Annotated in this window: 19 protein-coding genes and 1 tRNA gene; 7 read left to right on the top strand and 13 right to left on the bottom strand. The window is 66.1% G+C overall.

Annotated features, from left to right (window positions below):
* Positions 1-91 precede the first annotated feature (91 nt).
* From C3942_RS17795 to pcnB, 7 genes are all read right to left on the bottom strand, one after another.
* Positions 92-706, bottom strand: a complete 615-nt coding sequence (locus tag C3942_RS17795; protein WP_104231716.1) for a TIGR02466 family protein — start codon at positions 704-706, stop codon at positions 92-94.
* A gap of 61 nt (positions 707-767) precedes the next feature.
* On the bottom strand, positions 768-1,151 hold the full coding sequence (panD, locus tag C3942_RS17800; RefSeq protein ID WP_104231717.1) for an aspartate 1-decarboxylase: 384 nt from the start codon (positions 1,149-1,151) through the stop codon (positions 768-770).
* Between the two features lie 158 nt (positions 1,152-1,309).
* Complete coding sequence (panC, locus tag C3942_RS17805) at positions 1,310-2,155, bottom strand: pantoate--beta-alanine ligase (protein ID WP_104231718.1); 846 nt, start codon at positions 2,153-2,155, stop codon at positions 1,310-1,312.
* A gap of 9 nt (positions 2,156-2,164) precedes the next feature.
* The gene (panB, locus tag C3942_RS17810) at positions 2,165-2,986 is read right to left on the bottom strand and encodes a 3-methyl-2-oxobutanoate hydroxymethyltransferase (RefSeq protein ID WP_104231719.1); all 822 of its coding nucleotides are present in this window, start codon (positions 2,984-2,986) and stop codon (positions 2,165-2,167) included.
* A 38-nt stretch (positions 2,987-3,024) separates the two neighbouring features.
* The gene (locus C3942_RS17815) at positions 3,025-3,654 is read right to left on the bottom strand and encodes a deoxynucleoside kinase (RefSeq protein WP_104231720.1); all 630 of its coding nucleotides are present in this window, start codon (positions 3,652-3,654) and stop codon (positions 3,025-3,027) included.
* A 7-nt stretch (positions 3,655-3,661) separates the two neighbouring features.
* The gene (gene folK, locus C3942_RS17820; protein WP_104231721.1) at positions 3,662-4,135 is read right to left on the bottom strand and encodes a 2-amino-4-hydroxy-6-hydroxymethyldihydropteridine diphosphokinase; all 474 of its coding nucleotides are present in this window, start codon (positions 4,133-4,135) and stop codon (positions 3,662-3,664) included.
* Positions 4,135-5,427 (bottom strand): polynucleotide adenylyltransferase PcnB, encoded by a 1,293-nt coding sequence (pcnB, locus tag C3942_RS17825; RefSeq protein ID WP_104231722.1) that lies wholly within the window; start codon positions 5,425-5,427, stop codon positions 4,135-4,137. Before pcnB ends, folK begins: the two co-directional genes overlap by 1 nt.
* A gap of 90 nt (positions 5,428-5,517) precedes the next feature.
* On the opposite strand from pcnB, the gene C3942_RS17830 reads away from it, so the two are divergent.
* From C3942_RS17830 to C3942_RS17840, 3 genes are all read left to right on the top strand, one after another.
* Positions 5,518-5,593 (top strand) — tRNA-Glu (locus tag C3942_RS17830).
* 472 nt (positions 5,594-6,065) lie between these two features.
* On the top strand, positions 6,066-6,626 hold the full coding sequence (locus tag C3942_RS17835; RefSeq protein WP_104231723.1) for a glutathione peroxidase: 561 nt from the start codon (positions 6,066-6,068) through the stop codon (positions 6,624-6,626).
* Between the two features lie 66 nt (positions 6,627-6,692).
* The gene (locus C3942_RS17840) at positions 6,693-7,211 is read left to right on the top strand and encodes an RDD family protein (protein WP_165797515.1); all 519 of its coding nucleotides are present in this window, start codon (positions 6,693-6,695) and stop codon (positions 7,209-7,211) included.
* Here the strand turns inward: C3942_RS17840 and lptG are convergent.
* The 3 genes from lptG to C3942_RS22105 all read right to left on the bottom strand — a co-directional run bounded on the left by lptG (position 7,208) and on the right by C3942_RS22105 (position 9,681).
* Positions 7,208-8,284 carry an LPS export ABC transporter permease LptG gene (gene lptG, locus C3942_RS17845; RefSeq protein ID WP_243393660.1) on the bottom strand — a complete coding sequence of 359 codons (1,077 nt, stop codon included), beginning with the start codon at positions 8,282-8,284 and terminating at the stop codon, positions 7,208-7,210. The genes C3942_RS17840 and lptG overlap by 4 nt on opposite strands.
* Positions 8,281-9,354 carry an LPS export ABC transporter permease LptF gene (lptF, locus tag C3942_RS17850; RefSeq protein WP_104231725.1) on the bottom strand — a complete coding sequence of 358 codons (1,074 nt, stop codon included), beginning with the start codon at positions 9,352-9,354 and terminating at the stop codon, positions 8,281-8,283. Before lptF ends, lptG begins: the two co-directional genes overlap by 4 nt.
* A gap of 96 nt (positions 9,355-9,450) precedes the next feature.
* Positions 9,451-9,681, bottom strand: a complete 231-nt coding sequence (locus tag C3942_RS22105; RefSeq protein WP_133164347.1) for a hypothetical protein — start codon at positions 9,679-9,681, stop codon at positions 9,451-9,453.
* Between C3942_RS22105 and C3942_RS17855 the strand changes: the two genes are divergently transcribed.
* The 4 genes from C3942_RS17855 to C3942_RS17870 all read left to right on the top strand — a co-directional run bounded on the left by C3942_RS17855 (position 9,680) and on the right by C3942_RS17870 (position 16,070).
* The gene (locus C3942_RS17855) at positions 9,680-11,197 is read left to right on the top strand and encodes a leucyl aminopeptidase (RefSeq protein WP_104231726.1); all 1,518 of its coding nucleotides are present in this window, start codon (positions 9,680-9,682) and stop codon (positions 11,195-11,197) included. The genes C3942_RS22105 and C3942_RS17855 overlap by 2 nt on opposite strands.
* Positions 11,198-11,249: 52 nt before the next feature.
* Complete coding sequence (locus C3942_RS17860) at positions 11,250-11,681, top strand: DNA polymerase III subunit chi (protein ID WP_104231727.1); 432 nt, start codon at positions 11,250-11,252, stop codon at positions 11,679-11,681.
* Positions 11,682-11,691: 10 nt separating this feature from the next.
* Entirely contained in the window at positions 11,692-13,161 is a 1,470-nt protein-coding gene (locus C3942_RS17865; RefSeq protein WP_104231728.1) for a glycosyltransferase family 39 protein, read from the top strand.
* 119 nt (positions 13,162-13,280) lie between these two features.
* Positions 13,281-16,070: a valine--tRNA ligase gene (locus C3942_RS17870; protein ID WP_104231729.1), complete on the top strand. Its 2,790-nt coding sequence runs from the start codon at positions 13,281-13,283 to the stop codon at positions 16,068-16,070.
* 263 nt (positions 16,071-16,333) lie between these two features.
* Here C3942_RS17870 and C3942_RS17875 read toward each other — a convergent pair whose 3' ends face one another.
* The 3 genes from C3942_RS17875 to C3942_RS17880 all read right to left on the bottom strand — a co-directional run.
* Entirely contained in the window at positions 16,334-17,503 is a 1,170-nt protein-coding gene (locus C3942_RS17875; protein WP_165797516.1) for a choice-of-anchor tandem repeat GloVer-containing protein, read from the bottom strand.
* A gap of 1,356 nt (positions 17,504-18,859) precedes the next feature.
* Positions 18,860-19,252, bottom strand: a complete 393-nt coding sequence (locus tag C3942_RS22110; protein WP_133164348.1) for a hypothetical protein — start codon at positions 19,250-19,252, stop codon at positions 18,860-18,862.
* Positions 19,253-19,311: 59 nt separating this feature from the next.
* A partial coding sequence (locus tag C3942_RS17880) for an RHS repeat-associated core domain-containing protein (protein ID WP_279331258.1) occupies positions 19,312-20,520 on the bottom strand: 1,209 nt, incomplete at its 5' end.

Below are 20,520 nucleotides of genomic sequence, written 5' to 3' on the forward strand. Positions count from 1 at the left end.
TTCACGGGTTCAGCCCCCGCGCGCGGTACTGAGACGTACGACACCATGCTGCGGCTGAACTACCCCTGAACCCGGGCACCGCCCACAGACGCTAAACCCAGTGGTAATTGAAGCTCACACTGACCCTTTCCTGCTCCACCGGATTGGGGGGCACTTCATGCCGCAGCCAGCTCTCGAACAGGATCACGTCACCGGCCCTGGCCGGGTAGACGATATGGGCCTGCCCCGGGCTGCCGGCCTGGCGCATCGGGGCCGCCATCATCCGCGACAGGCGCGGATCCTCGAACTTGAGGCCCGGGGCCCCGCGCGGTACGCGCAGGTAGTAGGTTCCGCTGATCACGGCATGCGGGTGCAGGTGGAAGCTGTGGGCACAGCCCCGGGGCATGATGTTGAGCCAGCAGTCGCTCATGGCCAGCCGCCCGCCGCGCAGGTCCCACTCCAGCTTGCGCGCGTAGGCCCTCACGTGGCGGTCCACCGCCCGGCGCAGCCCATCGAAGCCCGACGAGAACTGGTGCAGCCGGTCCAGCGAGCCGTAGCTGGTATAGCCGCCGGGATAGCTCTTCTCCGACCAGCGCCGGCCGGCTTCGTCGTAGTCGCGGATCTGGCCGGCCTCGCGCAGCAGGTCGGCATTGAAGCCACGCAGGCCCTCGCGCAGCAGCGGCGCATGGTAGACCAGCGTGGGGAACCAGGCTTTTGTGTTCGACATGACGGAGAGCCTAAACAAGAACGCCCGCGCAGGGCGGGCGTTCTGTCGATGCCAGGGAGGCTTACGCCGCCATCTGCACCGGAATGGTGTTGGCCGTGCGGACCACGCGGTTTTCCTCGTCGAGGTAGACCAGGCGCGGCTTGAGCTGGCGGGCTGCGGCCTCGTCCATCTGGGCGTAGGCGGCGATGATCACGCGGTCGCCGACGCGGGCCTTGTGGGCCGCGGCGCCGTTGACGGAGATGATGCCCGAGCCTTCCTCTGCGCGGATGGCGTAGGTGGTGAAGCGCTCGCCGTTGGTGATGTTGTAGATGTCGATCTTCTCGAACTCGAGGATGTTGGCGAGATCGAGCAGCTTGCCGTCGATGGCGCAGGAACCGTCGTAGTCCAGCTCGGCGTGCGTCACGCGCGCACGGTGCAGCTTGCACTTGAGCATATGGAGATGCATGGCGTATGTCCTCTGAAGGGTCTGCGAATCCGGTGGCCCACTAAGACATGCACCTGAAACGCGGTTTGGGTCGAAACGGGCGGCCCACTAAGACATACGCCCGGGCTTGAGACCTGGGTCACAAGCGGCGCGCCAGTTTAACCCATTCCGATCGTTCATCAAAGCTTCACGATGAGGTTGTCGATCAGCCTCGTTTTGCCGAGAAAAGCGGCCAACAGCACGACGAACGAGGTCTCCTGGGCGCCCGGCGGGTCCAGCAGGGGGTTGCGCACTTCCAGGTACTGCGGCTGGAAGCCGGCCGCGGCCAGCCGCTGCAGGCCCCGGCCGCACAGCTCCGCGAAGTCCCGGCGCCCCGCCCGGAGGGCATCGGCGATCTCGCCCAGGGTGGCATGGATCTGCGCCGCGGTCTTGCGCTCCTCCGGCCCAAGGTACTGATTTCGCGAGGACATGGCCAGGCCGTCGGCCTCCCGTTCGGTGGGCACGCCGACGATCTCGATCGGCAGGTGCAGGTCCGACACCATGCGCCGGATGACCAGCAGCTGCTGGTAGTCCTTCTCGCCGAACAGCGCCACGTCCGGCTGCACCTGGTTGAACAGGATGTTGACCACCGTGGTCACGCCATCGAAGTGGCCCGGGCGGAAATGCCCTTCCAGGATCGTCGAGTAGTGCGGCAGCGTCACCTTGCACAGGTGCTCGCGCCCGTTGGGATACATCTCCTCGACGGTGGGCGCGAACAGCAGGTCGCAGTCCACCGACTCCAGCCGCTGCTGGTCGTCCGGCAGCGTGCGCGGATAGCGCCCGAAGTCCTCGGTAGGCCCGAACTGAAGCGGGTTGACGAACACGCTGGAAACGACCCGGTCGGCCAGCTTGTGCCCGCCGGCGATCAGCTTGAGGTGGCCCGCGTGCAGGTTGCCCATGGTCGGCGCAAAGGCGATGCGCTGGCCGGCGCGACGCCACTCGGAAATCCGGGCGCGCAGTTCGGCAACGGTATGGACGGTCTTCACGCTGGCATCTTATTTCAGGAAACAGTGTTCCGGCGCGGGGTAGGCACCGCTCTTGACCTCGGCCACGTAGTTGCGGATCGCGGTTTCGATATCGGCACCGTCGGTCATGTAGTTCTTGACGAAGCGCGGCTTGCGGCCGAGCGTCACCATCGGCGAGATATTGAGGATGTCGTGCAGCACCAGGATCTGCCCGTCCACGTCGTGGCCGGCACCGATGCCGATCACCGGCACCGGCGACGCCTCGGTGATGCGGCGGCCCAGTTCGGCCGGGATGCACTCCAGCAGCAGCAGGTCCGCGCCGGCCTTGGCCAGCACTTCCGCGTCATGGAGCATTTCCTCGGCCGCCGCCTCGTCCCTGCCCTGCACCTTGAACGCCCCCATCTTGTGCACGAACTGCGGCCGCAGGCCCAGGTGCGCACAGACCGGCACGCCTCGCACGGACAGGTACTCGACGATGCTGGCCTGCTCGCGGCCGCCCTCGAGCTTGACCATCTTGGCGCCACCTTCCTGCATCAGGCGCAAGCTGGAATCCAGCGCGCGCTCCAGCGTGGCATAGGACAGGAACGGCAGGTCCGCCACCAGGAAGGAGCGTTTCAGGTGCGGCGCGACACAGCGGGAGTGGTAGGCGATGTCCGCCACCGTCACCGGCGTGGTGGTGTTGCCGCCGTGTATCACCATGCCCAGCGAGTCGCCCACCAGGATCATGTCGACGCCCGCGCGGTCCTGGATCAGGGCGAAGCTGGCGTCATAGCAGGTCAGGCAGGCGATCTTCTCGCCGGCCTCGCGCATGCGGCGCAGCTCGGAAACGTTCACGGTCTTGGCGGGTTCCATACGGGCTCCGAAAATGGGGGGCTCCGAAAGCGGCGCGACTATAGCAAATGGTCCCGCGGCAATCGCAGCCCGCCGCGCGCCTCGCGCAAAGCTGACAGAAGTTCGTGAAAGTCGGCCGGAGAACGCAGGAAATCGAAGCGCGAAGTATCCACCTCGATGACCGGAGCCTGCGTGTACTGGCGGAAATACCGGCGGTAGGCCGCCGATAGCCGCAGAAGATAATCCGCCTCGATCGAGACCTCGTACTCGCGCCCGCGCCGGGCGATGCGCTCCAGCAGCAGTTCCGGCGGCGCGGTCAGGTGGACCACGAGCCTGGGCGGCGGCACGTTCCAGGCCAGGCGCTCGAAGACCTTCAGGTACAGCTCGAAGTCGCCGTGGGCCAGGGTCAGTTCGGCAAACAGCCGGTCCTTGTCGAACAGGAAGTCCGCCACGCAGCCGCACGCGAACAGGTCCGGCTGCTGCAGCTGCTCGGCCTGCCCCGCCCGCTGCAGCAGGAAGGCCAGTTGCGCCGGCAGGGCACCGCTGGCCGGGTCGCGGTAGAAGCGCGGAAGGAAGGGATTGTCCTCCGGGCGCTCCAGCAGCAGGTCATAGCCGAGTTCCGCCGCCAGCAGGCGGGCAAGCGTGCTCTTGCCCGCGCCGATGGGCCCTTCGATGGCGTAGTAGTTCATCGGCGTCCTACCAGGGCTGCAGACCGGCCCGGCCTATGGCCCGCGCCGCATCGGCCACGCGGCCGACACCGGGAATCTCGAGATCGGGCGCTACGTCGGCCAGGGGCACCAGCACGAAGTTGCGCAGGCCGATCTGCGGATGCGGCAGGCGCAATTCCGGCGAGTCGAGCGTGATGCCTTCGTAGTGCAGCAGGTCCAGGTCGAGGCGCCGGGCCGCCCAGCGGCGGCCGTCGCGCACGCGGCCGGCGGCACGTTCCAGTTCCAGCAGCCGGCTCATGAGCTGTTGCGGCGTCAGCAGCGTGTCGATCGCACAGGCGGCGTTGCAGTAGTCCGGCTGGCCCGGCTCGCCCAGCGGCGCCGTGCGGTACAGCGGCGATTGCGCCAGCACGCGGCCGCAGCCGGACAGCCCGGCAAGGGCCTGCAGGACCTGCTCGGCCGGCTGGCCGAGATTGGCGCCCAGGCCGATGTAGGCGATCGGCATTATTCCGTGGAGGCCGCCGGACGCCGGCGCCCGCGACCGCCGCGGCGACGGCGGCGCTTGGGTCCGTTGCCCGGCCCCGCTGCGTCCTCATCCACCGGCACGGGCGGCAACTCGTTGCCCTCCTGGGCCTCGGTCCACCAGTCCGCGAGCTCCTGGGGAGCTTCGCCGACAGCGGCGCGCAGCAGCAGGAAGTCATAGGCCGCGCGGAAGCGCGGGTGGGTCATCAGGCGCTGGGCGCGGCCGCCGCGGCGGCCGTCGAAGCGCGTCTGCATGGCCCAGATCTCGCGCATCGGCACGGAGAAGCGCTTGGGGATGGCCACGCGCTGGATCGCCTGGGCCAGCACGATCTCGGAGGCCTCGGCGATCGCCACGTTCGGGTGCTTGCCGTCGCGGCCGACCAGCGTGTTGACCTGCGCCGCCACCGCCGGCCACAGCAGCGCCGCGTACAGGAAGGCGGGGCTCACCGGCAGGTCGTTGCGCACGCGCTCGGCCGTGTTGGCCAGCGCACGCTTCACGAAGTCCAGCGCGCGCGGATAGCGCAGCATGGATTCGGTATACGGGAACAGCTGGGCGAACAGGCCGTGCTCGCGCAGGCCTTCGAAATTGGCCACACCCTCGGTGCTCTGCAGCAGCTTGAGCACCTCGTCGAACAGGCGCGCCGCCGGAATTTCCTGCAGCAGCGCCGCCAGGCGGCGGATCGGCTCGGCCGTGCCCGGCTCGATGCGGTACTTCAGCTTGTTGGCGATGCGGATCGCGCGCAGCATGCGCACCGGGTCTTCGCGGTAGCGCAGCTCCGGGTCGCCGATCAGCCGGATCACGCCGTCCTTGACGTCCTGCAGGCCGCCGGCGAAGTCCACGATCGAGAAATCGCGGATGTCGTAGTACAGCGCATTGACGGTGAAGTCGCGGCGGAAGGCATCCTGTTCCAGGGTGCCGTACTCGTTGTCCGAGAGGATGCGGCCGGTCTCGTCGCGCTCGTGCGAGTCCGTGATGGGACCGCGGAAGGTGGTGACCTCCAGGATCTCCTCGCCGAAGCGCACGTGGGCGATCAGGAAACGGCGGCCCACCAGGCGGCAATTGCGGAACACCTGCCGGATCTGCTCCGGATGGGCGTTCGTGGCGATGTCGAAGTCCTTGGGCTCCAGGCCGGCCAGCAGGTCACGCACGCCGCCACCGACCACATAGGCCTCGTAGCCGGCGTCCTTCAGGGTGTAGAGCGTCTTGAGCGCCGCGCTGGAGAGCTGCGAGCGGGAAATCGGGTGCTCGGCGCGGGGAATGCGCTGGGGTTCGATGGTGGGTACCTGCTAATGTTTTTTTGATCAGGGCCTTGAGAGGCGCGAAACGCCGCGTATAATACGCGCCCTTGTTGTCGCCTGAAACTTGCTCCTATCGTCTAGAGGCCTAGGACGGAGCCCTCTCAAGGCTTAAACCCGGGTTCGAATCCCGGTAGGAGCGCCAACACAGCAACAAAAAAGCCCCCTCGTGGGGCTTTTTTGTTGCTGTGTTGGCGTGACGGACGGGATGAGAACCCGGAGGGTGATCCGCCGCAGCCGATGCCCCGCCATGGACGGCAACCCAACCGACGGTTCGCTCCCCATCCGGCGCGCTGGCGCCTGCGCCAGCAGCCCCTCGGCCCCGCCGAGGGGTCAGGCCCATGGATGGGCCTGACAATCCCGGTAGGGCCGCCCTTCGTACCTCTCCCTACGGGAGAGGTCGGAGCGTGGCAGCAAAGCTGCCCAGTGTTCCCTTGAGCGACGGGTGAGGGGCACCGGTCGGCGGTTACGCACCTTCCCTCCGATTGAGCCCCCTCCCCCCAACCCCTCTCCCACAAGGGGAGAGGGGCCTTGAAGCCGTCGCCGGTGATCGTGCATTCACCGCCTCCGCCACACAATTTCCATCGTATCCTCCGGACATAGCTTCGGAGCCCCCCATGATCCGCCCCCTCCTTCTGACCCTCACCCTGCTGACCGCCGGCACCCAAGCCGCCCACGCCGCCTGCGCCCCCGGCAGCCCCCTGAACACCAGCGCCAAGCGCCTCCTCGGCCCCACCGAACAGCTCTGCCAGACCTACGGCGGCAAGGTGGTGCTGGTGGTGAACACCGCCAGCCAGTGCGGCTTCACCCCGCAGTACGAGGGCCTGGAAGCGCTTTACAGGAAGTACAAGGACCAGGGCCTGGTGGTGCTGGGCTTCCCCTCGGACCAGTTCGCCGGACAGGAGCTGGACAGCGACGAGGAAATCCAGAAGTTCTGCAAGCTCAACTATGGCGTGAGCTTCCCCATGTTCACCAAGAGCGACGTGCGTGGCAGCGGCGCCAACCCGCTGTTCGCCGCCCTGATCAAGAGCACCGACACCTCGCCCAAGTGGAACTTCTACAAATACTTGATCGGTCGCGACGGCCAGCCGATCGAGGTCTACTCCTCGCGCACCAAGCCGGAGGACGCGGAGCTGGTGAAGGCCGTCCAGGCTGCACTGGCGGCCAAGGCGCCCTGAGGCCGGGCGAGCCTTTTCCCGCCCCGGCGGGTATGCTGCGCGCCCCGAATCGCAGCCTGCCCGCCCGTGAACGACCTCGTCCTCCCCGCCCCGCTCTGGCGCCGCCTGATCGCCGCCGTCTACGACGGCCTGCTGATGGTCGGACTGGTGTTTGCCACGGTCATCTTCTTCCTGATCGGCTGCTGGGCGCTGGGCGTCCAGCCGAACAGCCGCATCCTGGGCATCTGCCTCTTCGGCGTCGGCCTGGGCTTCTTCGGCTGGTTCTGGACCCATGGCGGCCAGACGCTGGGCATGCGCGTGTGGCAGCTGCGCGTACGCCGCCTAGATGGCCGCGCGCTGCGCTGGCCGATTGCCGCGGTCCGCTACACCGTGATGTTCGTCGTCTGGCTGGGGCTGCCGGTGTCGATGCTGCTGCTGTTCGTCCCGCGCTTCGAGAATGCCCATCCGGGCCTGACCAACCCCAGCATCGCGCTGCTGAGCGTGCTGGTCTGCTCGCTGCTGCTGTCCCGCCTGGATGCACGCCGGCGGGCGCCGCACGACTGGATCAGCGGGACCGAGGTCGTGGTCGAGCCGAAAGCGGCCTAGCGCGCCCGCAGCAGCCGCCAGGCGGCCACGCCGCCGAGCAGGAAGGTGGGCAGGCCGGCCGACAGGATCGGCGGCCAGCCGCCGATCTGGCCGGTATTGGCCGTGACCTCGTTGGCCATGTAGAAGGCCACCCCCACCAGGACGCCGAACAGCAGGCGCTGCCCCGTGCCGGAATCGCGCAGCGAGCCCATCACGAAGGGCACGGCGAACAGCATCATCGCCATCACCGTCAGCGGCGCCATCAGCTTGCGGTACAGCTCCAGCCGGTACTGGCGGTCGTCCAGGCCGTTGGCCTGCAGGTAGCTGGTCAACTGCATCAGGCCGCGGATGGAGATGGCATTGGACTTGAGCATCACCAGGCGCAGCACCTCGGGCGAGATGTTGCCCTCCCAGACCATCTCGGGCAGTTCCGCCACCTTGGCGCCGCCCCCGCTGAAGTCTGTCCGCCGCACCTTGCGCGCCTGCCAGCGCCCGTCGATGTAGCTGGCCTCCTCGGCATGCACCACGGCCGCCAGTCCCAGGTCGTCCGGCCGCAGGCTGTAGGCGACGATGTCCGCCACCTCGGTCTCGGTCTTCACCTGGCCGACGTGCAGGATCACATTGCCCTCACGCAGCCACACCGGCTGGTTGATGGTGCCGGGCACGCGGCCGCGGCGGTACTGCTCGCGCAGCTCGGTGGCGTTCTGCTTGCCCAGCGGGGCCAGCCAGTCGCCCAGTACCAGGTTGAAGGCGCCGATCACCAGCCCTGCCATCAGCGTGGCACGGCCGATGCGGGTCAGCGAAACGCCGGCCGCGCGCATCGCGGTGATCTCGTTCTGCGCGGCCAGGGTACCCAGGCCCATCAGGGTGCCGAGCAGCGCGATGATCGGCAGCAGCACCTGCAGGCTGGTGGGGATCTGCCAGAGCACGTAGCCGGCCAGCTGCCAGACGCCATAGTTGCCCTTGCCGATGTCGCCGGACTCGGAAACAAAGGTGATGAAGGTATAGATCGCCGACAACGCCAGCGCGGCGATGGCGGTGAGCCCGAAGATGTGGACCATGATGTAGCGGTCCAGACGGGAGATCAGCGTCATCGGCGCAGCCAGCCTTCACGCTTGGCGATCAGCGCCAGCGCCAGCGCCCCGGCCAGGGCGTGGATCCACCACAGGCCCAGCGCTTCCGGCAGCTTGCCCTTGGCCAAGTAGGTCTGGCCGAAGGTCAGCAGATTGGAATACAGCAGGTACACCACGATGCCGATCACCAGCTTGCCGTAGCGGCCCTGGCGCGGGGCGATGTGCGACAGCGGCACCGCGATCAGGATCATCAGGAACACGCTGATCGGCGAGGCCAGGCGCCAATGCCACTCGGCCCGATCGGCAGGGTCGCTGGAGGCCAGCAGCTCCAGGGTGGGGCGCACCTTGCGGGCCTCGGACTTGTAGACGAACTCGGGCAGCTGGATGCGCGAGGTCAGCGTCTTGTAGTGCGTGATGTCGTACTCGCCCTTGCCGGGCTCCCCCTGGAAGCGCCAGCCATCCTCCAGTATCAGGTGGCGGCTGCCATCCGCGTCCTGGGTATAGCGGCCGGAACGGGCGGTCAGCGCGCTGGTGCCGTCCTCGTCCTGCAACTCGCCGAAGACCATGCCGAGCTGGTTGCCGTCGTCGTCGACGCGGTCGGTATAGAACATCGCGCGGCCGTCCCCCACTTCCTTGAAGCGGCCGGCCTCGAAGGGGTTGAACTGCACCAGCCAGCGGCCGTCCTTGAGCAGGAAATCCGCCTGCCGGCCGGCCCAGGGGCCGATCTGGAAGCTGAACGCGCCCGCCAGCAGCGCCATGCCCAGGGCCAGCATCAGGAAGGGCCGGTACAGCCGCCCCCCGCCGACGCCGCAGCCGTTCATGGCGGCGATCTCCTGGTCCTTGTAGAGGCGCCCCAGGGTCAGCATCACCGCCATCAGGGCCGAGAACGGGATCAGGATCATCAGGTACTGCAGGCTGGTCAGGGCCACCACGCTGAGCAGCAGGTTCTTGGGCAGCGTGCCACCGGCCGCCTGGGCCAGGTAGCGGGCGAACTGCGCGGAAATCATGATCGCCAGCAACACCAGCGTCACGGCGACGAGGGCGCCGGCGGCTTCGCGCAGAAGATAGCGTCCGAGAATGCCGAGTCGCATGGGGGCCTGCGATAGGGGGAAACCGCAATTATGCCGATCCCCGCCGCCGTGTCACCCCTGCCCGCGGATAACTGTGCACTAAGGGCCCGAAATGGCCTATTCCAGGCCGGATGCCGCTGGAGGCCAATAAAAGCCCTGCAAAAAGCCGCTGCCAATCACGAAAATAGCTTGGTTGGCAAAAAAATTGCCGATACAATGCCGGCCGCCCCTCCGCCTGCCGCGCCCCGGCAACGCGGGCGGCAGCGGCAGGCTTTTCCCCTCAGCGAGCACCCACAACAGGAACCCGGCCCGGGCCCCCACCGGCCGGCAGGCGTCAGGTGAGTTCATGGAATATTTCGTAAAGAGCGGCAATCCCGAGAAGCAGCGCGTTGCCTGCGTCATTGTTGGCATTTTTGATCGCCGCGCCCCCTCCGAAGCCGCCGAAACCATCGACCGCGCCGGCGATGGCATCATCGGCAGCGTCATGCGCCGCGGCGACATGGACGGCAAGCTGGGCCAGACCCTGCTGCTGCACAACGTGCCCGGCACCTTCGCCGACCGCGTGATGCTGGTGGGCCTGGGCAAGGAGCGCAGCTTCGACGAAGCCGCCTTCCGCAAGGCCATGGTCGCCAGCGCCAAGGCGCTGCGCGCCACCGGCTCCATCGATGCGGTGAACTTCATCACCCACCTGCCCATCAAGGGCCGCGACTACCAGTGGAACGTGCAGCAGGCCGCCCTGGTGACCGAGGACACCTACTACCGCTTCGACGAGTGCCGCGGCGAAAAGGCGCGCGAGGAGATTCCCGCCTCCAAGCTGGAGCGCTATACCTTCGACGTGCCGCGCCGCTCCGACCTGCCGGCCGGCGAGAAGGGCCTGGCCGAAGCCCTGGCCATCGCCAAGGGCGTCAACCTGGCCAAGAACCTGGCGAACCTGCCCGGCAACCTCTGCACGCCCACCTACCTGGCGGAGCAGGCCGTGAAGCTGGGCAAGGCCGGCTCCGGCATCAAGACCAAGATCCTGGACGCGGCGGAGATGGAAAAGCTGGGCATGGGCTCGTTCCTGGCCGTGGCCCGCGGTTCCAGCCAGCCGCCCAAGCTGATCGTGATGGAATACCTGCACGGCCCCAAGGACGAGAAGCCCATTGCCCTGGTCGGCAAGGGCCTGACCTTCGACGCCGGCGGCATTTCGATCAAGCCCGCCGCGCAGATGGATGAAATGAAGTTCGACATGTGCGGCGGCGCCTCGGTGTTCGGCGCGCTCACCGCTATCGCCGACCTGAAGCTGCCGCTGAACGTGGTAGGCATCGTCCCCGCCACCGAGAACCTGATCAATGGCGAGGCCACCAAGCCGGGCGACATCGTCACCAGCATGGCCGGCATCACCATCGAGGTGCTCAACACCGACGCGGAAGGCCGCCTGATCCTCTGCGACGCCCTGACCTACGCCGAGAAGTTCTACGAGCCCAGTCTCTGCGTGGACATGGCTACGCTGACCGGCGCCTGCGTCGTGGCGCTGGGCTCCTTCGCGTCCGGCCTGTTCACCAACAATTCCGCCCTGGGCCGCGCCCTGCTGGCGGCCGGCGAGCAGATCGGCGACCGCGCCTGGGAGCTGCCGATGTGGCCGGAGTACGACGAGAACATCCGCAGCGACTTTGCCGACGTGGCCAACATCGCCACCCGCGGCGGCCGCGAGGCGGGCGCCATCATCGGCGCCACCTTCCTGCACCGCTTCACCCGCAAGATGAAGTGGGCGCACCTGGACATCGCCGGCACCGCCTGGGTCGGCAAGAAGGCCAGCGGGCGTCCGGTGCCGCAGCTGACCCAGTGGCTGATCAACGTCGCCGCCAAGAAGACCGAGGAATGAGACACGGCGGCGGCAGGCCGGGCGCCCGCCCCGGCCGCCACTGCCCTTTGCCATGACCCGCATCGACTTCTACATCCTGCCGGAAGGCAGCACCGAGAACAGCGTGCTGACTGCCTGCAAGCTCTGCGAGAAGGCGACCGGCGCCGGCATGACCGTCTACGTCAACGCGCCGGGCGCCAGCCTGGCGGACGAGCTGGACAGCGCCTTGTGGAGCTTCCAGCAGGGCGGCTTCATCTCCCATGAGCGCTACCTCGGCCGCGCGCTGGAGGAACCGCTGCCGGCGGTGCTGATCGGCGATGGCGAACCTCCGGAGACGCATCACGGCGCCCTGATCAACCTCGGCCTGGAAGTGCCCGGCTACTTCAGCCGCTTCGACCGCGTGCTGGAGCTGGTCTCCGGCAATCCCGAGGCCCGCGCCAAGTCGCGAGAGCGCTACAAGTTCTACCGCGACCGCGGCTACGAGCTGAAGACCCACAACCTCTGACGCCCAGCCCTTGAAACTCCTGGCACGCCCCTGGCCGCTGTTCCTGCTGGCGGTCGCGGTATCGCTGTACCGCTACATCGCCTGGGGCATGGCCGACGGACTCAGCCTGCTCGGCGACGAGGCGCAGTACTGGACCTGGGCGCAGGCCCCGGCCTGGGGCTACTACGCCAAGCCTCCGATGATCGCCTGGCTGATCCACCTGGCGGAAAGGCTCTGGGGCAGCGATGCCGAGTGGGTGATGAAGAGCATCCCACTGGTCCTCTACCCGCTGACCACGATGCTGGTCTATGCGCTGGGCCGCCGCCTCTACGACCCCGCTGCCGGCCGCGATGCCGCGCTGCTGTTCCTGCTGATGCCGGCGCTGTTCCTGTCGTCCGTGCTGGCCACCCCGGACGTGCCGCTGCTGCTGTTCTGGGCCGGGGCGCTGTGGTTCCTGTGGGCGGCGCTGGAGCACGACCGCTGGCGCGACTGGCTGCTATTGGGCATCTGCTGCGGACTGGGCCTGCTGTCCCGGTACAACATGGCCTTGTTCGCCTTCGGCGTGCTGGCCTTTGCCCTGGGCCATCCGGCCGAACGCCGGCTGCTGCTCAACCCGCGCCTGTACGCGGCCGCCGGCATCGCCGCGCTGGTGCTGCTGCCCAACCTGCTGTGGAGCCTGGACCACGAGCTGGCAAGCTTCCGCCGCCCTGCGGAAATCCCCGAGCCCGGCGGCCCGCTGATCCACCCTCGCGCCTTCCTGGAGTTCTTCGGCGCACAGTTCGGCGTTTTCGGCCCCATCAGCTTCGCGCTGCTGCTGCTGGGCCTGGCGCGCCTGCCGATGTGGCGCCGCGCCACGCGCGAGCTGCGCTTCCTGCTGGCCTTCTGCGCCGCCCCCCTGCTGCTGATCTGCGGCATCGCCCTCCTGTACCAGGCCCCTGCTGACTGGGGCGCGCCGTTGTACCTGGCCGCCGCGGTGCTGGTGGCCACGCTGTTCCGCGAGCGGCGCCCGTGGATCGTCCGGGCGCTGGCAGTGAATGCCGCGCTGGGCGTGGTCCTGTACCACTACCCGGCCGCGCTCAAGGCCGCGGGAGTACCGCTGCAGCCGCGCTACGATGCCTATCAGCGCATCCGCGGCTGGGACGCGATCGGCTACCAGGCCCAGCGCCTGATGCAGGAGTACGGCGACCTGCGCCTGCTGACCGACGAGGGCCAGCTGGCCGCCTCCCTGCTCTACTACGCCCGGCCCCTGCAGGAACCGCGGGTCTGGGCACCGCCGGGGCACCCGCCGCGCAACCACTACGAGCTGGCCATTCCGCTGCGGGAAGGCGACACCGGCGCCTTCCTCTGGGTGACGGCGGGACCGGCTGCCACCGAGGTGCTGGTGCGCTTCCGCCACTTCGAGCGCCTGCCCGACCTGGAGGCCGAGCCCTACCCCGGCCTGCGCCGCCGCTACGAGGTTTGGCGCGTGGAGGGCTTCAAGGGCTACGAGCCGAAGCCCTAGCCCGTCCGCCCGGCAACCGGCCCGGGGACGCTCCGGTCACTGCGGCCCGCGCTGTTTTTTTGTACTCTGTGCGGCCGTTTTGCGCGCCGCGCGAATCCCCCGATAAGACGCTGAATCCTATGGACAAGACCTACGAACCCCGCGCCATCGAATCCCGCTGGTGCGAGGCCTGGGAAAAGAACGGCTGGTACACCCCGGAAACCGTCGCGCGGATCCGCGGCGGCGACCGCGCCGCGATGCCGCCGTACAGCATCATGATCCCGCCGCCGAACGTCACCGGCACGCTGCACATGGGCCACGCCTTCCAGCACTCGGTGATGGACGCGCTGACGCGCTACCACCGCATGCGCGGCTTCGACACCCTGTGGCTGCCCGGCACCGACCACGCCGGCATCGCCACCCAGATGGTGGTGGAGCGCCAGCTCGCCGCGCAGGGCATCAAGCGCACCGACCTGGGCCGCGAGAAGTTCCTGGAGAAGGTCTGGGAGTGGAAGGAGTACTCCGGCAACACCATCACCACCCAGATCCGCCGCATGGGCAACTCCGTCGACTGGACGCGCGAGCGCTTCACGATGGACGAGATGCTCAACAAAGCCGTCACCGAGGAGTTCGTCAAGCTCCATGAGGATGGCCTGGTCTACCGCGGCAAGCGTCTGGTCAACTGGGACCCGGTGCTGCTCACCGCCATCTCCGACCTGGAAGTGGAGAGCAAGGAAGAGAACGGCAAGCTCTGGCATTTCCGCTACCCGCTGGCCGACGGCTCCGGCCACCTGGTGGTGGCCACCACCCGCCCCGAGACCATGCTCGGCGACAGCGCCGTGGCCGTGCATCCCGAGGACGAGCGCTACAAGCACCTGATCGGCCGCAACGTGAAGCTGCCGCTGTGCAACCGCGAGATCCCGGTGATCGGCGACGATTACGTGGACCGCGAATTCGGCACCGGCGTGGTCAAGATCACCCCGGCGCATGACTTCAACGACTACGCCGTGGGCCAGCGCCACAGGCTGCCGCTGATCAACGTCTTCACCCCCACTGCCCACATCAACGACGAAGCCCCCGCGGCCTACCGCGGCCTGGAACGCTACGACGCGCGCAAGCGCGTGGTGGAGGACCTGGAGAAGCTGGGCCTGGTCGAGAAGATCGACGACCACAAGCTGATGGTGCCGCGCGGCGACCGCACCGGCGTGGTGGTGGAACCCTTCCTCACCGACCAGTGGTTCGTGAACATGAAGGGCCTGGCCGAGCGCGCCCTGGCCGCCGCCAAGGACGGGCGCATGCAGTTCGTGCCCGAGAACTGGATCAACACCTACGACCAGTGGCTGGGCAACATCCAGGACTGGTGCATCTCGCGCAACCTCTGGTGGGGCCACCGCATCCCCGCCTGGTACGACGAGGACGGCCAGCACTACGTCGGCCGCAGCGAGGCCGAGGTGCGCGCAAAGTACCGGCTCGCCGACAGCGTGAAGTTGGCGCAGGACGATGACACCTTCGACACCTGGTTCTCCTCCGCCCTGTGGCCGTTCTCCACGCTGGGCTGGCCCAACCCCAGCGAAGACCTCCAGCGCTGGTACCCCACCAGCGTGCTGGTCACCGGCTTCGACATCATCTTCTTCTGGGTCGCCCGCATGGCCATGATGGGCCTGCACTTCCTGGGCGAGGTGCCGTTCCGCGAGGTCTACATCACCGGCCTGGTGCGGGACGCCGAGGGCAACAAGATGTCCAAGTCCAAGGGCAACGTCCTGGACCCGCTGGACCTGGTCGACGGCATCAGCCTGGAAGACCTGCTGCGCAAGCGCACCACCGGCCTGATGCAACCGCAGCTCGCCGCCAAGATCGACGCCGCCACGCGCCGCCAGTACCCCCAGGGCATCGAGCCCGTGGGCGTGGACGCGCTGCGCTTCACCTTCCTGGCCCTGGCCAGCACCGGCCGCGACGTTCGCTTCGACGCCAGCCGTGCCGGCGGCTACCGCAACTTCTGCAACAAGATCTGGAACGCTGCCCGCTTCGTGCTGATGAACACGGAAGGCAAGGATTGCGGCCAGGACGAGAGCCTGCCCTACACCCTCTCCGCCGCCGACCGCTGGATCGTCTCGCGCCTGCAGAAGCTGGAAGCCGAGGTGGCCGAACATTTCCGCAACTACCGCTTCGACCTGCTCTCGCAGGCGCTCTACCAGTTCATCTGGAACGAGTACTGCGACTGGTACCTGGAGTTGTCCAAGCCCGCCCTGCAGAACGGCGACGAAGCCGCCCAGCGCGGCACCCGCCGCGTGCTGGTGCGCGTGCTGGAAACCAGCCTGCGCCTGCTGCACCCGCTGATGCCCTTCATCACCGAGGAAATCTGGCAGCGCATCGCCCCGCTGGCCGGCAAGACCGGCCCCACGCTGATGCTGCAGCCCTACCCGGAGGCCAACCCCGCGAAGATCGACGAAGCCGCCGAGGCCGACATCGAGTGGCTCAAGGGCTTCATCCTGGGCGTGCGCCAGATCCGCGGCGAGATGGACATTGCCCCGGGCAAGATCCTGCCCCTGCTGCTGCAGGGCGAGTCCACCGCCGACCGCGACCGCGTGACCCGCCTGCAGGACGCCATCCAGTTCCTGGCCCGCGTGGAGGCCCCCCGCTTCCTCGCCGCCGGCGAGGCCGCCCCGCAGTCCTCCACCGCCCTGCTCGGCCAGATGACCCTGCTCGTACCCATGGCCGGCCTGATCGACAAGGGCGCCGAACTGGCGCGCCTGGCCAAGCAGATCGCGAAGCTCGAAAGCGACATGGCCAAGACCGAAGCGCGTGTCGCCAATCCCAACTTCGGCAAGGCGCCCGAGCACGTACAGCAGCAGACGCGGGACCTGCTGGCCAAGCAGCAGCAGGATCTGGCGGCGCTGAAGGCGCAGAGCGAGAGGATCGGCGCGCTGTAAGTCACATCAACGAAAGAGCCCGCCTGATGGCGGGCTCTTTCGTTTCTCGGAGTTCGCTGCACACGGCACGAACCACAGACGCACGAAACCGGTACTGCAAAGTCCAGGCGGCTTAGCCGCCCACCCACACGAACTCTTTCGAGCATGGTCCGCCAAACAGCTTTGGGCCAGTTCACTATTCTGTCGCCGAAATGAAGGTAGGGGCGTGCCCGCTGCGGCATAGTCCCTGTCCTCCTGCTGACCCTAAGCACCGTCTGTGCCGCTCAATACTGGATCTTGTAGATCGCTCCAAATCCAGCGCCGCCACCCTCATTGCCGGTACCGTACAGCAGGTTGCTGCCACCGAGCACCGGCTCTGAACTGGGCTTCGCCACATCACTCACCGTAGCACCAAAAGAGTAGAGCAGCATGAAAACGTGGGCGGGAGTCAGCGAGAAAGCCGTACCCTTGGCATTGGCACCGCTACTATACGAAGTGCCATACATGGTTCCATTGGCTGCCACTGCGAGGCCTTGTGGGGCGTAGCAGTCATTGGCAACCGTGCCGCAGTGATAGGCAAGGGTGTAAGTGCCACCGGTGGTGATCTTGAAGATTCCTCCCTTGCCGAAATTGCCACCCTCCCAGCTCGTGCCGTAGAGAACGCCTGAACTCTGCTGGATGAGCGATACGGCGCGCGATAGGTCTGCGCCAATCGAGCCGAACTGATATAGAACGGTGAGTTGCTGGGTTGACGGCACGAACTTGAAGATGGTCCCCTGGCCGTACTGGCCGCCGTTGTACGTCGTCCCGTACAGATTTCCGTCGCTTCCCATCACCAGCGAGTTCGGATACATGCCGTCGAAAGGCTGCGTGCCGAAACGATAAAGTGTCGTGAAATTGCCTGCCGAGTCGATTTTGAAGATCGACCCCGAGCCGCCAACAGTGACGCCATAGAACAAATTGTTGTTTGCCTTCGCCAGCTTACGCGGGAAACTGCCGTCGGCAGCAGCATTTCCCGTGAAACTCTTCAGCACATGGAATCCACCGACCGAATCCAGCCTGAAGATGACGCCGTATCCATAGGTACCTTTCGCTTCGGCCGTACCGTAGAAAACTCCTGAGGCGCCTTCAATGATGCTACTAGGCCGGCCGCCGTCGTCGTAGGGATTGACAGATCCAAAGCTGAACTGGGTGGAATAGGCGCCGCCGGTCGTGATCTTGAATATGGTGCCGCTGTCGTAGGGACCTCCACGATTGGTCGTTCCCCACAGTTCTCCGTTGCTTGCCAAAATCAGACGGCTTGGGTACTTCTCGTAGATCGGCGCCGCGCCAGTCGGAGAGTAAACCAGACTCTCCAGCACCGCGCCCTGAGCGACACCACTGAAGCCGAGCAAAGTAACGAGCAGTGCACGGCTAGCCTTTCGCGCAATGCCGCTGATGGAAAAGGTCGTCATCGTAGAGCAATCCTTGCAGAGATTTTTATGAATGGGTGAGCCGCATGCCGCACAGACTCCGAACTGTGCCAACTTGCGGATTTGCAGACACACCATAGCGCATGGTGAACACCATTCCATGGTGACGCAGCCGGAAGTTAATCTGAAGTTGCACAAAGCCTGCAACGTGACGATTGCGTCAGGTTTGATCTATTGAGAACAACAAATCCTTAGCTCGTGAAAATGCGCTCTCTAAAATCCTCAAATCCAAAATGAAGGTTTCCCTAGCAAGGGTGGGCAAAGCGTAGCGTGCGCCAGCCTCTGAACGTCATTACACAATGTCCCGCGTGGCACGCTATGCTTTGCCACCCTACGCTTGCTTCAGCGACGACTACTTCAGCGCCAACTCGGTGCAGAAGATGACGACGAAGTAGCTGCCCGAAGAGGTCCGTCCGTACTGAGGCTGTCGAAGTACGGGCGGACCGGGTCCCTGCCGGTTGTGGGGGCACGGAACATCATCCTCGTCTGCACTGGGTATCAGGTGCGACGTCTTTACGGAGCATGCCGGGGGGCTTGCTCCGTTTTTTTATTCTCAGCGCTACGCAAGCCGGCTGTAGAACCCTTCTCCCCTTGGCAGCAGGAGAGAGGTGGCGGGGGGGAAGGCCTCGCGGGGTAGGCAATGCATGGATCAATGGCCCAGGAGCGACGTGAAATGATCAGCCGGCCCGTTCCCCCTGAGCCTGTCGAAGGGTAAACCGGGGCTGTCGTGGAGTGCCTTGAATGGCACTCCACGTCGGCGAACGCCCGGCCATGGATGGCCGGGCTGGGGCTCGATCCGGAAGTGAAGTCCCGCCACGGATGGCGCCCCAAAAAAAAACGGAACTCCGTTATGACTTCCGCTCGCTCCGGCGTAACCTATTCCCATCGAGCCAGGCCTCACGCTGGAACCCCCAACGACCGAGGCCTGCCGCATACCGGGATCGATCTCACCCACCCGGCCCATGCCTCTCACGGCTCCAGAACTTCCCCGCAGTAGAACGATTGCCGGGCTAACCCAGTAGGGCTCTGCTAGCGCATCCGCGAACGAGTCCCGGGTCGCCTGCTGTCGGTGCTCATTAACAACACGGTATTGCTGCCCGCCGGGCCGTCTCCACCAGGGGAGCCCGCGCAGCGCGACGGGCGTGCCTGGACGAGGCGCCTGCGGAGACAACGGCTGGCCGCAAGGCCAGGACTGGCACGTGGCGAGCGCCATCTCTCCGGAGACGGCCCGGCGGAGCAGGTTTCTTGATCTATTAGCGGCCTTCTCGCCCACCCGGGCCGGAACTGTTCGCGACAGGCGGGTCAAGACCCGCCCTACGCTCGCTGGGTTCAGGGTGTCTAGCAGCCGGTTTTTCTGGCCGGGCCACTCTCCCTAGTCACACCGAAGTAATAGCGCACACCTGTCGATGAAGTTTCAATAATTTCAATCACGGCATCCATATCGGCCTTGCAAAACTTCCTTGTGCGATCCCCTCTCGCTACTTCTCTCCAGCCGGTTGCAAGCAGTTGTTCCTCATAGTGAAGAGCAATGCTGTCGATGGGCGGCGGCACCAAGAAATCGGCATAGACAGCTTGAACCGTTACCTTCGAGGACTTCCGAATATCGCTAACTCGACGCGAATTTGAAGGAGCCGCTATCGAAGAAAACTCTCGCTGCACATCCGAAATGCTGGATTGACTGTAGGTTCTTGTATTCAGGGCCGTCCATGAGAAATAGATGCCGAGCCACATGAAAGCCACTGCCGAGAACCAGACAACCGACTTCCTTGGCGGAGATGAACCCATGCCGGTCACCAGCCAAGCCCTGTCTGGCCTTGCAGATACTGCACGCCGCCGGGACCAACACCCCAACCACCGCCGACGCCCAAGATCGTTGCTGTTCCGTTCCCGGGTGAATAGAGGATGCCGCCTCCGACAACCACGAATCCCGACGCGCTTTGACCAAAGCCGCCAACGAAGTTGTCCACCTGTTCGTTTGATGGCTTTTCGCACTGGTTCAGCCACCCCGCTGTGATGCTGGCACCCATATCAGCCATGTTCGGGTACTGCCTCGTGATTCCCCATCCAGCGTAGGAGTTTCCACTTCTGTTGAAAGTGCCAGCGGCATTAAACACGTACATGTCTACGGAGAACTGAACGAAGTCCGGCGTTCGCGGCGCTGGGTATCTCTGAGCTGCTGCGGCTGCCTGACGCTGTATGGCACCCGCGCGAATACTATCCGCAGACACCCCCATCGGCACCCCCATTGGCGCCAGTCCCAGCGGATCAGTGAAGCTCAGCGGATTTTGGTTGGCATACAGGTACGGCGACAAGCTGCCACCGTAGAGCCCCAGGGGATCGACCTGGATGTACCGCCCCAGCGCTGAGCTGTAATCCCTGTGATGATTCTGATGCAGCCCCGTCTCGGCGTCGTGGTACTGCCCAGGGAATCGGAGGTTGTAGACAAAGGGCGTTCCGGTCGCCAGCGGATCCTCATCCGGGCTGGAACTGCCGAAGGTGATCGTGTCCCACACCCACACCGGATCGCCGCTGGCATCGTTGATCTGCCGGGGGGTGTTCAGGTGGTCGGCGTGCACGTAGTACGTGCCGGAGCCCTTGACCACCGCCAGGGGCGCATCGCCCATCCAGACCGTCTCCTGGATGGGGGTGCCGGTGCTGGCGTCGTACTCCCCCACCAGGTGGCCGGCCTCGTCGTAGGCGTAGACCGTGCCGGTTCCTGACGCGGTCTTGCTGACCCGCTGGCCCAGGCCGTTGTAGGCGTAGGCGGTGCTGCCGTCGACGCTGGTCAGCCGTCCAGTCTTGTCGTAGCCATAGGTATGGCTGCCGTCGGCGGTCAGGCTGCCGTTGGCGTCGTAGCTGAAGCTTTGGGTGGTGGTGCCGTCGGTCAGGCTGTCCAGGCGGTTGCTGGTGGGGCTGGTCGTGTAGTCGGTGGTACCCGCCGTGCCGGTCTGCTGGCTGCGGTTGCCGTTGGCGTCGTAGCCGTAGCCGATGTTGAAGCT

The organism is Solimonas fluminis, from assembly GCF_002930645.1.
GTDB classification, from domain to species: domain Bacteria; phylum Pseudomonadota; class Gammaproteobacteria; order Nevskiales; family Nevskiaceae; genus Solimonas_A; species Solimonas_A fluminis.

Coding starts and splice junctions, on each gene's coding strand:
- C3942_RS17795 (WP_104231716.1), bottom strand. CDS start 706: ATGTCGAACACAAAAGCCTGGTTCCCCACGCTGGTCTACCATGCGCCG.
- panD (WP_104231717.1), bottom strand. CDS start 1,151: ATGCATCTCCATATGCTCAAGTGCAAGCTGCACCGTGCGCGCGTGACG.
- panB (WP_104231719.1), bottom strand. CDS start 2,986: ATGGAACCCGCCAAGACCGTGAACGTTTCCGAGCTGCGCCGCATGCGC.
- C3942_RS17815 (WP_104231720.1), bottom strand. CDS start 3,654: ATGAACTACTACGCCATCGAAGGGCCCATCGGCGCGGGCAAGAGCACG.
- folK (WP_104231721.1), bottom strand. CDS start 4,135: ATGCCGATCGCCTACATCGGCCTGGGCGCCAATCTCGGCCAGCCGGCC.
- C3942_RS17835 (WP_104231723.1), top strand. CDS start 6,066: ATGATCCGCCCCCTCCTTCTGACCCTCACCCTGCTGACCGCCGGCACC.
- lptG (WP_243393660.1), bottom strand. CDS start 8,284: ATGACGCTGATCTCCCGTCTGGACCGCTACATCATGGTCCACATCTTC.
- lptF (WP_104231725.1), bottom strand. CDS start 9,354: ATGCGACTCGGCATTCTCGGACGCTATCTTCTGCGCGAAGCCGCCGGC.
- C3942_RS17855 (WP_104231726.1), top strand. CDS start 9,680: ATGGAATATTTCGTAAAGAGCGGCAATCCCGAGAAGCAGCGCGTTGCC.
- C3942_RS22105 (WP_133164347.1), bottom strand. CDS start 9,681: ATGAACTCACCTGACGCCTGCCGGCCGGTGGGGGCCCGGGCCGGGTTC.
- C3942_RS17860 (WP_104231727.1), top strand. CDS start 11,250: ATGACCCGCATCGACTTCTACATCCTGCCGGAAGGCAGCACCGAGAAC.
- C3942_RS17870 (WP_104231729.1), top strand. CDS start 13,281: ATGGACAAGACCTACGAACCCCGCGCCATCGAATCCCGCTGGTGCGAG.
- C3942_RS17875 (WP_165797516.1), bottom strand. CDS start 17,503: ATGACGACCTTTTCCATCAGCGGCATTGCGCGAAAGGCTAGCCGTGCA.
- C3942_RS22110 (WP_133164348.1), bottom strand. CDS start 19,252: ATGTGGCTCGGCATCTATTTCTCATGGACGGCCCTGAATACAAGAACC.